This is a genomic window from Mycobacterium sp. NAZ190054 (assembly GCF_001545925.1).
Classification (GTDB): domain Bacteria; phylum Actinomycetota; class Actinomycetes; order Mycobacteriales; family Mycobacteriaceae; genus Mycobacterium.
On sequence record NZ_LMVQ01000092.1, the window covers coordinates 1 to 12,698 of the forward strand.

11 protein-coding genes and 2 pseudogenes are annotated in these 12,698 nt (G+C 69.6%); 7 read left to right on the forward strand and 6 right to left on the reverse strand.

Translation table 11 applies throughout. The features are described 5' to 3' along the window. Nucleotides 1-251 (reverse strand): annotated as a pseudogene (locus tag ASJ79_RS08450) (hypothetical protein); the annotation flags it as partial. Between the two features lie 310 nt (nt 252-561). On the opposite strand from ASJ79_RS08450, the pseudogene ASJ79_RS08455 reads away from it, so the two are divergent. The 4 genes and pseudogenes from ASJ79_RS08455 (at nt 562) to ASJ79_RS08470 (ending at nt 5,129) form a co-directional block, all read left to right on the forward strand. Next, a pseudogene (locus ASJ79_RS08455) lies at nt 562-2,371 on the forward strand (transporter substrate-binding domain-containing protein). A 74-nt stretch (nt 2,372-2,445) separates the two neighbouring features. Further along, on the forward strand, nt 2,446-2,907 hold the full coding sequence (locus ASJ79_RS08460) for an iron-containing alcohol dehydrogenase (protein ID WP_067954265.1): 462 nt from the start codon (nt 2,446-2,448) through the stop codon (nt 2,905-2,907). Nucleotides 2,908-2,985: 78 nt separating this feature from the next. Then, nucleotides 2,986-3,900, forward strand: a complete 915-nt coding sequence (locus ASJ79_RS08465; protein ID WP_067954266.1) for an MBL fold metallo-hydrolase — start codon at nt 2,986-2,988, stop codon at nt 3,898-3,900. Then, the gene (locus tag ASJ79_RS08470; protein ID WP_067954274.1) at nt 3,891-5,129 is read left to right on the forward strand and encodes an SLC13 family permease; all 1,239 of its coding nucleotides are present in this window, start codon (nt 3,891-3,893) and stop codon (nt 5,127-5,129) included. Before ASJ79_RS08465 ends, ASJ79_RS08470 begins: the two co-directional genes overlap by 10 nt. A 52-nt stretch (nt 5,130-5,181) precedes the next feature. Here ASJ79_RS08470 and rlmB read toward each other — a convergent pair whose 3' ends face one another. From rlmB to carD, 4 genes are read right to left on the reverse strand one after another with little or no spacing between them, the layout of a single operon-like run. Next, nucleotides 5,182-6,123, reverse strand: coding sequence for a 23S rRNA (guanosine(2251)-2'-O)-methyltransferase RlmB (gene rlmB / locus ASJ79_RS08475; protein ID WP_067954267.1), 942 nt, complete (start codon nt 6,121-6,123; stop codon nt 5,182-5,184). After that, nucleotides 6,123-7,514, reverse strand: a complete 1,392-nt coding sequence (gene cysS / locus ASJ79_RS08480) for a cysteine--tRNA ligase (protein WP_067954268.1) — start codon at nt 7,512-7,514, stop codon at nt 6,123-6,125. The genes rlmB and cysS overlap by 1 nt, the downstream gene beginning before the upstream one ends. Before the next feature lie 47 nt (nt 7,515-7,561). Beyond that, the gene (gene ispF / locus ASJ79_RS08485) at nt 7,562-8,044 is read right to left on the reverse strand and encodes a 2-C-methyl-D-erythritol 2,4-cyclodiphosphate synthase (protein ID WP_067954269.1); all 483 of its coding nucleotides are present in this window, start codon (nt 8,042-8,044) and stop codon (nt 7,562-7,564) included. Nucleotides 8,045-8,065: 21 nt separating this feature from the next. After that, nucleotides 8,066-8,554 (reverse strand): RNA polymerase-binding transcription factor CarD, encoded by a 489-nt coding sequence (gene carD, locus ASJ79_RS08490; protein ID WP_067954270.1) that lies wholly within the window; start codon nt 8,552-8,554, stop codon nt 8,066-8,068. Between the two features lie 259 nt (nt 8,555-8,813). Here carD and ASJ79_RS08495 point away from each other — a divergent pair, with 259 nt between their 5' ends. From ASJ79_RS08495 to disA, 3 genes are all read left to right on the forward strand, one after another. Next, the gene (locus ASJ79_RS08495) at nt 8,814-9,398 is read left to right on the forward strand and encodes a hypothetical protein (RefSeq protein ID WP_067954271.1); all 585 of its coding nucleotides are present in this window, start codon (nt 8,814-8,816) and stop codon (nt 9,396-9,398) included. Nucleotides 9,399-9,467: 69 nt separating this feature from the next. Further along, a complete protein-coding gene (gene radA, locus ASJ79_RS08500) occupies nt 9,468-10,856 on the forward strand; it encodes a DNA repair protein RadA (RefSeq protein WP_067954272.1) in 1,389 nt (462 codons plus the stop codon). A gap of 66 nt (nt 10,857-10,922) precedes the next feature. Beyond that, a complete protein-coding gene (gene disA / locus ASJ79_RS08505; RefSeq protein ID WP_197420131.1) occupies nt 10,923-12,005 on the forward strand; it encodes a DNA integrity scanning diadenylate cyclase DisA in 1,083 nt (360 codons plus the stop codon). Nucleotide 12,006: 1 nt separating this feature from the next. On the opposite strand, the gene ASJ79_RS08510 is transcribed toward disA, so the two are convergent. Then, nucleotides 12,007-12,698 (reverse strand): hypothetical protein (locus ASJ79_RS08510; RefSeq protein WP_231750786.1); only part of this gene is annotated, 692 nt, incomplete at its 5' end.

Sequence of the window (12,698 nt, forward strand, 5' to 3'; positions counted from 1 at the left end):
CGCCGTATCGCCACGGCGACGCCACGCACGTCGACGCCGCCTGCGCCGCGGCCGCCGACGCGTTCGCCGCCTACCGGTCCACCACCTCCGAGCAGCGCGCCTGCTTCCTGGAGGCGATCGCCGCCAACATCGAGGGCGGTGCCGACGGCGGGGTCGAACGCCCGGACCTCCTTGCCGGTGCCGGGCACGGGGGTGCCGGCGATCAGCATCTGGCCGCTGAAACCGGTGGTGCCGGGGATCGTCGCAGTCATGCCTTCGACGGTAGGTGGGCAAATCCATGCCTGTCCAAGACTATTTCCCCGACCATTCATGCCGAACGTGAATCAATCCCACCAGTCGGACACGATGGCGCCGACAAGATACAGGTCGCTGAGCGTGTCGTCGGTCACCTCCGCGTGGTAAGAATGCTGCACCATGAAGCACGCAGTCGCGTCGTCCTGAGCCCGGGGGGTCTGGAACGGGCAACCGGCCGGGATGCACCTGACATGCGTCCGGGCGGCCCCGGCAAACAGTAGTGAATTCGATCGACAGACCGTTTGGCCGCAGCCGAGGAGAGCACCGGTGAATGCGACACCATTCGGGCACTATCGACTCGAAAAGCTGATCGGCCGCGGCGGGATGGGCGAGGTCTATCAGGCCTACGACACCAAGACCGACCGGGTGGTCGCGATCAAGGTGCTGCCGCACAGCATGGCCCAGGACGAGACGTTCCAGGCGCGCTTCCGCCGCGAATCCCAGGCCGCCGCAGGCATCAACGACCCGCACGTCGTGCCGATCCACGGATACGGCGAGATCGACGGCCGCCTGTATCTGGACATGCGCCTCATCGAGGGCCGCAATCTCGGCACCATGCTGCAGGAGACCGAGAAGCCCCTCGGCGCGGCGTTCGCCGTCACGGTCGTGGAGCAGGTCGCCAACGGGCTGGACTCCGCGCACAAACTGGGCCTGATCCACCGCGACATCAAGCCGTCCAACATCTTGATCTCCGGACGCGACTTCGTGTACCTGATCGATTTCGGGCTGGCACGCATCGCGGGTGAAGAGGGACTGACCACGGCGGGCAGCACGCTGGGCACGCTGGCCTACATGGCGCCGGAGCGGTTCGAGGGCGGCGAGGTCGACGCGCGCTCCGACATCTACGCGCTGACCTGCGTGCTCTACGAATGTCTCACCGGCTCACGGCCGTATCCCGCCGACAGCCTCGAGCAGCAGATCGCCGGGCACATGGTCTCGCCGATCCCGCGGCCGTCGGACGTCGACCCGCGGCTGGCGGCGTTCGACGAGGTCATCGCCAAGGGCATGGCCAAGAAACCGGCGAAGCGGTATCAGAGCGCCGGTGAACTGGCCCAGGCCGCCAAGCGGGCCCTGAACGCGCCGGTGCGCCGCAGCGGACGCACGTTCACGCCGATCACCAGCCGACCGGTCTCGCGGATGTCGGTGGGTACGGTCGCGGCGATCTCGGGCACGGCACCGGCCGGCAGCGGTTCGCCGTCGTCGCTCCACGGGGCCCACTTCCACAACCCCACCCCGGCCAGCGCGATCAGCGTCGCGGCACCGGCGGCCAGCAGCACCTTGCGTGAGCCGGTGCGCTCCGGCCGGTGCCGTGCCCGAGATCGCCGCGACCGTACCCACCGACATCCGCGAGACCGGTCGGCTGGTGATCGGCGTGAACGTGCCGTACGCGCCGATGGAGTTCAAGAACGCCGACGGCCAGCTCGTCGGGTTCGACGTCGAGCTGATGAACGCGGTGACGCGGGTGCTCGGCCTGGTGCCCGACTACCGCGACACCGCGTTCGACGCGATCCTGCCCGCGGTGGCCGCCGGCACGTTCGACGTCGGGATGTCCTCGGTCACCGACACCAAGGAGCGCGAGGACATCGTCGACTTCATCACCTATTTCGAGGCCGGGACGCAGTGGGCCCGCAGGCCCGGCACCGCGCTGGGCCCCGCCGCGGCGTGCGGGTTGCGGGTCGGTGTCGCGGAGTCCACGATCCAGCAAACCGAGGAACTGCCCGACAAGAGCGATCAGTGCACGGCCGCCGGGATGGCCCCGGTCGACACGGTGGTCTTCAAGAGCCAGGACGAGGTCACCACGGCGCTGATCAACGGCGAGGTGGACGCGATGTCGGCCGACTCGCCGGTGACGGGCTTCGCGATCAAGCTCAGCCGCGGCGAGCTGGTACCGGCAGGCGACGTCTTCGATTCGGCCCCGTACGGTTGGCCGGTGGCCAAGGGCTCGGGGCTGGCGGAGTCGCTGCGGCTGGCGCTGGAGCACCTGATGGAGACCGGCGAGTACCGGGCAATCGCCACCATGTGGGGTGTCGAGCGCGGCATGATCGACACACCGGTCGTCAACGGCGCCACCAGGTGATACGTCACACGCCGGTGTAAACAACGGCGGGGCGGGTACGTCGGCAATTCGACGACGATCCCGAGGAGACGCCGATGAGCGACGACAAGGCCGCCCAGACACGAAAGAGCTTCGTGGATTCCGTGAAGGGCAAGGCCAAAGAGGTGGCCGGTGCGGTCACCGGCAACGATTCACTGACCGCGGAGGGCCAGCTGGACCAGGCTCAGGCGCTGTCGCACGCCGTCGGCCCGCGGACGTCCACGTCGAACGGTGTCGTGGAGGCAATGCTGTTGCCTCACACCATGCGCTACAACGAACCAGTCACCGGAACTCGCATGGCGGCGATCGGCGATGTGTTCGGCGCCGCGTCGGCCGCCGCGGCGGTCCGGGAGTTCATCGCGGAGCTGGGAGTTCCAACACAGCTGCGCGAGGTCGGCCTTGCGCGTGAGGTATTGGCCGAAGTGGTAGATCACGCGATGGACGACTGGGCGATCACCCAGGTGCCTCGCCCCGCCGATCGCGACGAGCTTTTAGAACTGCTCGACGCGGCGTGGTGACAGCGATCGACACCGAGTAGCTCCGATAAACCAGCAGCCCACAGACCACCGGCCGCGACCCACGCTTAAGGTGACGTCATGCGCCTGAAGGCCGGGCGGCCTGACCTGCAGGCCCACTCCGGGTTTTTCGATCTGCCGACCGCGGCACCGTCGGCTCCGTTGACGGTGACGTGGGCGGGCGTCACCACCCTGCTGATCGACGACGGCGAATCGGCGGTGATGACCGACGGATTCTTCTCCCGGCCAAGCCTTCTCACCGTGGCGACGCGGTCGCTGAGGCCGTCCCGTCGCCGCATCGACGCCGCGCTGACCCGGCTGGGCGTACGGCGCCTGGACGCCGTCACCCCGGTGCACACCCACTTCGACCATGCGATGGACTCCGCGGTCGTCGCCGACCTGACCGGTGCCCGGCTGATCGGCGGGAGCTCCGCGGCGCAGATCGGCCGCGGCCACGGGCTGGACCGGATCGACGTCGTCACCCCGGGCGAAGCGGTCACCGCAGGCAACTACGACATGACGCTCGTCGAGGGCCACCACTGCCCGCCGGACCGGTTCCCCGGCGCCATCACCGCACCCGTCGCGCCCCCGGCCCGCGCCTCGGCGTACCGGTGCGGCGAAGCGTGGTCGACACTGGTGCACCACCGGCCGAGCGGGATCAGGCTGCTGATCGTCGGCAGCGCCGGCTACCTGCCCGGTGCGCTGGCCGGTCACCGCGCCGATGCGGTGTACCTCGGCGTCGGGCAGCTCGGGCTGCAACCGGAGCGCTACCTGGTCGAGTACTGGGAGCAGACCGTGCGCACCGTGGGTGCCCGCCAGGTGGTGCTGATCCACTGGGACGATTTCTTCCGGCCACTGCACAAACCGTTGCGTGCGTTGCCTTTCGCCGTGGACGACCTGGACGTGTCAGTGCGGGTGCTGTCACGGCTGGCCGCCGAGGACGGTGTCGCACTGCACCTGCCGACGCTGTGGCAGCCGGCCGCCCCGTGGAACTGACCGTCTCCGTCACCGCGCTCGCGGCGGTGCTCGGGTTCGCGCTGCTGCGGCCGCACCGCTGGCCCGAAGCCGTCGTCGCTGTTCCCGCCACCGGTCTCGTCATCGCCGTCGGCGCCATCTCCTGGGACGACGCGCTGACCGAGGTGGGCCGCCTCGCTCCGGTGGTCGGCTTCCTGGCCGCGGTGCTGGTGCTGGCCCGGCTGTGCGACGACGCCGGGCTGTTCCACGCTGCCGGGGTGCTGATGGCCCGAGCCACCTCGGGCGGCCAGAATCGGCTGCTGGCTACGGTTTTCGCGATCGCAGCAGGTGTCACCGCGGTGCTGAGTCTGGACGCCACCGTGGTGTTGCTGACCCCGGTCGTGCTGGCCACCGCGCGCACACTCGCGGTCCCGGCCCGGCCCCATGCCTACGCCACCGCGCACCTGGCCAACACCGCGTCGCTACTGCTGCCGGTGTCGAACCTGACGAATCTGCTGGCCTTCAGCGCGGCCGGATTGTCGTTCCTGCACTTCGCGGCGGCCATGTCGCTGCCGTGGCTGGCCGCGATACTTGTCGAATTCGTGTTCTTCCGTTGGCTTTTCGCCAGGGAGCTGACGGTGCGTCCGCGACGGGACGCGCCCGTCGAACCTGTCGAGGTGCCCCTGTTCGCGCTGGCGGTGGTCGGGCTGACCCTGCTCGGTTTCGCCGCGACCTCACTGCTCGGGTTCTCCCCGGCGTGGGCGGCGCTGGCCGGAGCGGTGGTGCTGGGGGTGCGGGCACTGGCCACCCACCGCACCACCGTCACCAGGATCGCCGCCGCCGTCGACGTCCCCTTTCTGGCGTTCGTGCTGTGCCTCGGTGTCGTGGTGGACGCGGTGATGCGCAATGGTCTGGCCCCGGCGATGAACCGGGTCGTCCCTGACGGTCAGGGTCTGTTGGCCCTCCTCGGCATCGCCGCCGTGGCCGCGGTGCTGTCCAACGTCGTCAACAACCTGCCCGCGGTGCTGGTGCTGCTGCCGTTGGTGACGGGGTCGGGACCGGCCGCCGTACTCGCGGTGCTGATCGGGGTGAACATCGGCCCCAACCTCACCTACGTCGGATCGTTGGCGAATCTGTTGTGGCGCAACGTGGTCCGCCGGGACATGAAGGACGGTTTCGCGGAGTTCAGCCGGGTCGGCCTGTGCACCACGCCGCTCACGCTCGTCGCCGCGGTGCTCGGCCTGTGGGTGTGGACCCAGCTGTCGCTGTGATTTCGGCGTACTTGGTCAATGTGAGCGTGACAAAGTACGCCCAAATCGCAATTCAGCTGCGGCGCTGGCGCGCGATCTCGGCCAGCACCACGCCCGCCGCGACCGATGCGTTGAGCGACTCGGTGGGCCCGGCCATCGGGATGGAGACGATCGTGTCGCAGTTCTCCCTCACCAGCCGGGACAGCCCCTTGCCCTCAGAGCCGACCACAACCACGACCGGGCCGTCCGCGTCGAGTTCGTCGATCGTGGTGTCGCCGTCGGCGTCCAGACCCACGATCTGCAGACCGGCGTCGGCCCACTGCTTGAGGGTGCGGTTCAGGTTGGTGGCCCGGGCGACCGGAAGACGCGCCGCGGCGCCCGCACTGGTCCGCCACGCCACCGCGGTGACCGACGCGGATCGGCGTTGCGGGATCAGCACCCCGTGGCCACCGAACGCGGCGACCGAGCGGACGATCGCGCCGAGGTTGCGCGGGTCGGAGATGTTGTCCAGCGCGACCACCAGCGCCGGGGCCGCATCGGCTTTCGCCTCGGCGAGCAGATCGTCGGGGTGGGCGTAGTTGTACGGCGGAACCTGCAGCGCGAGGCCCTGGTGCATGCCGTTGGCCGCGATCCGGTCCAGGTCGTGGCGCGGCACCTCCAGGATCGAGATGCCCTTGTCGGCGGCGATCTGCACGGCCTCGGTCAGGCGCTCGTCGGAGTCGGCGCCCAGTGCCACGTACAGCGCTGTCGCGGGCACCCCGGCGCGCAGGCACTCCACCACCGGGTTGCGGCCGAGCACGACCTCGGTGTCGTCGGTCTTCTTGTGCCTGCCCTGGGCCTGCCGCGCGGCCTTGGCGGCCTTCTTGGCGGCGGGATGGTGCGGCCGCTTGTGCGCCGGCGGGGTGGCGCCCTTGCCCTCCAGCCCGCGCCGACGCTGGCCGCCGGAACCGACGGTCGGGCCCTTCTTGGTTCCCGCCTTGCGGATCGCGCCGCGGCGCTGCGAGTTGCCGGCCATTATTTGTCCGTCCCGTCGAGCAGTGACCACTGGGGACCGTCGGCGGTGTCGGTCACCTCGATACCCGCCTCCTTGAGGCGGTCGCGGATGGCATCGGCCTCGGCCCAGTCGCGCCGGGCCCTGGCCTCTTCGCGGCGGCGCACCTCGGCGCGCACCAGCACGTCCACCGCGGCCAGCGCCGCGGAGGTCTCGTCGCGAGACTCCCAGCGCTCGTCGAGCGGGTCGGCACCCAGGATGCCCATCATGGCGCGGACGGACATCGCCTGCGCCAGCGCGGTGTCGTGATCCCCGGCGTCGAGCGCCCGATTACCCTCGGCCCGTGCGGCGTGCACCTCGGCCAGCGCCGCCGGCACGGCCAGATCGTCGTCGAGCGCGGCACCGAATTTCGGCGTCCATTCGCCGGGCACCACCGCGCCCACGCGGGTGCGCACCCGGTGAAGGAAGTCCTCGATGCCCGCGTAGGCCTTCGCCGCGTCCTGCAGCGCCGTCTCCGAGAACTCCAGCATCGACCGGTAGTGCGCACTGCCCAGGTAGTACCGCAGCTCTGCGGCCCGAACCCGTTGCAGCACAGCCGGAATCGCGAGCACGTTGCCGAGGGACTTGCTCATCTTCTCGCCGCCCATGGTGACCCAGCCGTTGTGCAACCAGAACCGGGCGAACCCGTCGCCGGCCGCTTCGGCCTGCGCGATTTCATTCTCGTGGTGCGGGAACACCAGGTCCATACCGCCGGCATGGATGTCGAACTCGGAGCCCAGGTAGGTCTCGCACATCGCGACGCATTCGGTGTGCCAGCCGGGACGGCCCCGGCCCCACGGCGTCGGCCAGGACGGCTCCCCCGGCTTGGCGCCCTTCCACAGCGTGAAATCGCGTTGGTCGCGCTTGCCGGTCGCGACACCCTCGCCCTGGTGGACATCGTCGATCCGGTGGCCGGACAGCTTGCCGTAATCGGGCAGCGCCGACACGTCGAAGTAGACGTCGCCGTCGCCGGTATAGGCGTGACCGCGTTCGATGAGCCGCTCGATCAGCTCGACCATCTGGGTGATGTGGCCGGTCGCGCGCGGTTCGGCCGACGGCGGCAGCACGCCCAGCGCGTCGTAGGCGGCGGTGAACGCGCGCTCGTAGGTGGCCGCCCATTCCCACCACGGACGGCCGGCGTCGGCGGCCTTGTTGAGGATCTTGTCGTCGATGTCGGTGACGTTGCGGATGAACGCCACGTCGAAACCCTTCGCGGTCAGCCAGCGCCGCAGCACGTCGAAGGCGACGCCGCTGCGGACGTGCCCGATGTGGGGCAACCCCTGCACCGTCGCGCCGCACAGGTAGATGGACACGTGGCCGGACCGCAGCGGTACGAAATCGCGCACACCGCCAGACAAGGTGTCATAGAGCCGCATGACAGCTGCGGGGCTTTCGGTCACGACCGGCCAGCTTACCGGCCGGTTCAGGCAGAACCCGCATCGCCAAGAACCAGGGCCGTCGCGATCGCCGCCATGCCCTCTCCGCGCCCGGTGAGACCCAGTCCGTCGGTGGTGGTCGCCGACACCGACACGGGGGCGCCGAGCAACTCGGACAACAGGTGTTGGGCCTCCGCACGACGCGGGCCGATCTTGGGGCGGTTGCCGACCACCTGCACGACGGCGTTGCCGACGCGCAGACCCGCCGACGTCAGCAGGGAATGCACGTGCCGGAGCATGTCCGCACCGCTGACCCCCCGCCATTGCGGCAGATCGGTTCCGAACACTTCGCCGATGTCGCCCATGCCCGCTGCCGACAGCAACGCGTCGCAGAGAGCATGGGCGGCGACGTCACCGTCCGAGTGGCCGGCGCAACCGTCTGCGTCGTCGAACAGCAGACCCAGCAACCAGCACGGACGACCGGCTTCGATGGGATGGACGTCGGTACCGAGCCCGACGCGGATACTCATCGCCGCATCAACGGGGTGCGGCTAGGACGCTGCAGCGAGTACTTCGTCCAGAATCGTCGCGGCCTTGGCGTCATCGGTGTTCTCGGCGAGCGCGAGCTCGCCCACCAGGATCTGCCGGGCCTTGGCCAGCATGCGCTTCTCACCCGCAGACAGACCGCGCTCCTGATCACGACGCCACAGGTCACGGACGACCTCGGCGACCTTGTTCACGTCACCGGAGGCCAGCTTCTCCAGATTGGCCTTGTACCGCCGCGACCAGTTGGTCGGCTCCTCGGTGTGCGGCGCCCGCAACACCTGGAACACCTTGTCGAGGCCTTCCTGCCCGACGACATCGCGCACGCCCACATATTCGGCGTTGTCTGCGGGTACTCGAACGGTGAGATCACCCTGGGCGACCTTCAAGACGAGGTATTCCTTCTGCTCGCCTTTGATGGTCCGGGTTTCGATCGCCTCGATCAACGCAGCACCGTGGTGTGGATAGACGACGGTGTCTCCGACCTTGAAAATCATCAGTTTCGAGCCCCTTTCACCCCTCGATGTTAACACGCGCCGCTATCGGGCGCGGATCAACGATGCAGGTCAGGGGCACGGAAGGTGTGCACCAGGGGTTGACACCACAACGAATCCGTGCATCGCCGGGCCTCGGCCGGGGGCGTGATCCGATCCGCCCCGACCTCGGCTACCGCGGCAATTCATCACCTACTACTCTGCATAGTCGAACCACGATGCCCGGCGGGAATGTCTCCGTCGGCTAAGCAGGAGGCCCCCAGTGAACCCCTTCAAACGGCGCTCTTCTGTCGTCGCCGCGCTGGCGACTTGCGGTGTGGCCGCGTCGGTCGTGCTCAGCGGCTGCGGCGCCGGGCAGGTCTCCCAGACCGCGACCCAGGAGCCCGCGGTCAACGGCACGAGCGGCAACGTCGGCAGCATCGCGCTGCGCAACGTCCACCTCCGCGCCGACCTGACCACCGACTACGTGCAGCCGGGCACCGAGGTCGAGTTGCTGTTCGTCGCGGCGAACACCTCCGCCGACGTTCCCGACAAGCTCGTCTCGATCACCTCCGACATCGGCGAGGTGACGTTGACCGGCGGCGGCGACGTCCCGGTCAACGGTTCCCTGCTGATCGGCGCTCCCGACGGCCAGATCTCGGCGCTGGAGAGCGTCGAACCGGCCGACGCCGCCGAGGCCACCGTGGAGTTGAGCAAGCCGATCACCAACGGCCTGACCTACGACTTCACCTTCACGTTCCAGAACGCCGGCGAGACGACCGTGCCGGTACCCCTCTCGGCCGGTGAGAGCCCGCGCCGGGAAGAGGCGGGCAGCTCCGCCGGCCACGGCGGCGGCGGAGGGCACTAACCCGCCCTCCGGCGCGACACGGCCGCGCGGCGTCGCCGATCTGTCGGTGCCGGCGGCTACGGTCAGCGCGTGGCCCGGACAAATTCGAAAGTACGTTCGCAGTACCGCTGTTCGGAGTGCCATCACGTCACACCCAAATGGGTGGGGCGCTGCCCCGACTGCGGCACCTGGGGCACCGTCGACGAAGTCGCGCTGACCGCGGTCGGCGGCTCGGGCACGCGGCGCGCGGTCGCTCCGACATCCCCCGCCGTGCCGATCAGCTCGATCGACCCCGGGACCACCCGTCACTTCCACACCGGGGTCAGCGAGCTGGACCGGGTGCTCGGCGGCGGCCTGGTACCGGGCTCGGTGACCCTGCTGGCCGGTGATCCCGGGGTCGGCAAGTCGACGCTGCTGCTGGAGGTCGCCCACCGGTGGGCCTCGACAGGCCGCCGGGCGCTGTACCTGTCCGGTGAGGAGTCCGCGGGCCAGATCCGGCTGCGCGCCGAACGCACCGGCTGCGCGCACGACGAGGTGTTTCTGGCCGCGGAGTCCGACCTGCAGACCGCGCTGGGCCACATCGAGGCGGTGCAGCCGTCCCTGGTGGTCGTCGACTCGGTGCAGACGATGTCCACCACCGAGGCCGACGGGGTGACCGGTGGGGTCACCCAGGTGCGCGCGGTCACCACCGCGTTGACCATGACGGCCAAGACCACAGGTGTCGCGATGCTGCTCGTCGGGCACGTCACCAAGGACGGTGCGATCGCCGGCCCGCGGTCGCTCGAGCATCTCGTCGACGTCGTGCTGCACTTCGAGGGCGACCGCGCGTCGTCGCTGCGGATGGTGCGCGGCATCAAGAACCGGTTCGGCGCCGCCGACGAGGTCGGGTGTTTCCTGTTGCACGACAACGGGATCGAATGCGTGTCCGATCCGTCCGGGCTGTTCCTCGACCAGCGGCCCAAGCCGGTGTCGGGCACCGCGGTGACCGTCACGCTGGACGGGAAACGCCCGATGATCGGCGAGGTGCAGGCGCTGATCGGAGCGCCGGCCAGCGGCAGCCCGCGGCGCGCCGTCAGCGGCATCGACTCCTCCCGCGCGGCGATGATCACCGCGGTGCTGGAGAAGCGCGCGCGGCTGCCGGTCGGCATGAACGACATCTACCTGTCCACGGTCGGCGGCATGCGGCTGACCGACTCGTCGTCGGACCTGGCCGTCGCGTTGGCGATCGCGTCGGCGTTCACCGATCTGGCCCTGCCGACGACGGCGATCGCGATCGGCGAGGTGGGGCTCGCCGGGGATCTGCGCCGGGTGACCGGCATGGACCGCCGGTTGGCCGAGGCGGCCAGGCTCGGGTTCACGTGTGCGGTGGTGCCGTCCGGGGTGGCGTCCGCGCCGGCCGGGCTGCAGGTGCTGCCGGCCGACAACATCACCTCGGCATTGCAGGTGCTGCGGCGGATCAGCCAGAATGGCGCGAACTGACAGTCCTGCGCAGACCGTGGAGAGAATGTGGCCGTGAAGTCGACGACAGCCCGGGCTCCGCGAACGGTGGTGCCGCTCGCGCGCCCGACGCTGCGGGAGACGATCGCGCGGCTGGCTCCCGGTACACCGCTACGGGACGGCCTGGAGCGCATCCTGCGCGGCCGCACCGGGGCGCTGATCGTCATCGGCTACGACGACAGCGTCGAGGCGATCTGCGACGGCGGCTTCTCGCTGGACGTGCGTTACGCACCCACCCGCCTGCGTGAGTTGTCGAAGATGGACGGCGCGGTGGTGCTGTCCAGCGACGGCAGCCGCATCCTGCGCGCCAACGTCCAGCTGGTGCCCGACCCGTCGATCCCCACCGAGGAATCCGGCACCAGGCACCGCTCGGCCGAGCGCACCGCGATCCAGACCGGCTACCCGGTGATCTCGGTGAGCCACTCGATGAGCATCGTCACCGTCTACGTCGCCGGCGAGCGCCACGTGGTCCCGGAGTCGGCGACGATCCTGTCGCGCGCGAACCAGACCATCGACACCCTGGAGCGCTACAAGACCAGGCTCGACGAAGTCAGCAGGCAGCTGTCGACGGCCGAGATCGAGGACTTCGTGACGCTGCGCGACGTGATGACCGTGGTGCAGCGGCTGGAGATGGTGCGCCGCATCAGCCTGGAGATCGACTCCGACGTCGTGGAGCTCGGCACCGACGGGCGCCAGCTCAAACTGCAGCTCGACGAGCTCGTCGGCGACAACGACATCGACCGCGAGTTGATCGTGCGCGACTACCACGCCAACCCCGACCCGCCGACGTCGGCGCAGGTGACCGCGACGCTGGAGGAGCTCGACGCGCTCTCCGACAACGAGCTGCTCGACTTCACCACGCTGGCAAGGGTTTTCGGCTACCCGTCGACGGCCGAAGCGCAGGACTCGGCGATGAGCTCGCGCGGCTACCGGGCGATGGCGGGCATCCCGCGGCTGCAGTTCGCCCATGTCGATCTGCTGGTCCGCAGCTTCGGCTCACTGCAGGGGCTGCTCGCGGCGAGCGCCAGCGACCTGCAATCGGTGGACGGCATCGGCTCGATGTGGGCCCGCCACATCCGGGAGGGCCTGTCGCAGCTGGCCGAGTCGACGATCGCCGACCGGCTGGCCTGACTCAGCCGATTGGCCCCGGCGGTTGGCCGGTTCCCTGCGGCGGAAGGTCACCCGGCGCCTGAGCCGGCTGGGCCAGGATGAACGGCACCGTCGCCGACCTCAGGTTGCCCAGCTGCACGACCAGGTTGTAGGTGCCGGGCCCGATCGGCTGCCGCGGCAACGGGCAGTTCGGCGCCGAACCCATGCCGGTCCAGGTGACCTCGGTGGTGACCTGCTCGCCCGGTTGGAAAGTCCTGATCAGCGTCTCGTTGGACGGCGCACAGTCCAGGTTCGACCACAGCCGCTCGTTGTCGAGCGAGTACACGTAGGCCGCCAGCACCGCTGCGCCCACGTCGCGCTGGCACGCGACCAGGCCGATGTTGGTGACCACCATGGTGAACTTCGGCTGATCGCCGACGACGTACTGCGGCTGGTTGGTGATGCCCTTGACCGCCAGCGTGGAGTCCGGGCAGTCGTCCCCCTCCTTGAGGATCGGCGGCGGTACCACCGCGGCCGTCGGGGTCGGGGTCGGCGGCGGCGCCTGCTGCGCCGGCGGCTGGATCGGCGACTTGACCGCGGGGTCCTCCCCGGTCAGCGAGCGAACGGTTCGGTCAATTGCCGTAGTCGTCGCGGCCCGGGTTGACCGTCGGCTGAGGCGCAGTGACCGGGGGAGTGAAGATGCCCGGGCCATCAGGGTCAGGCGCCTTCTCGGTC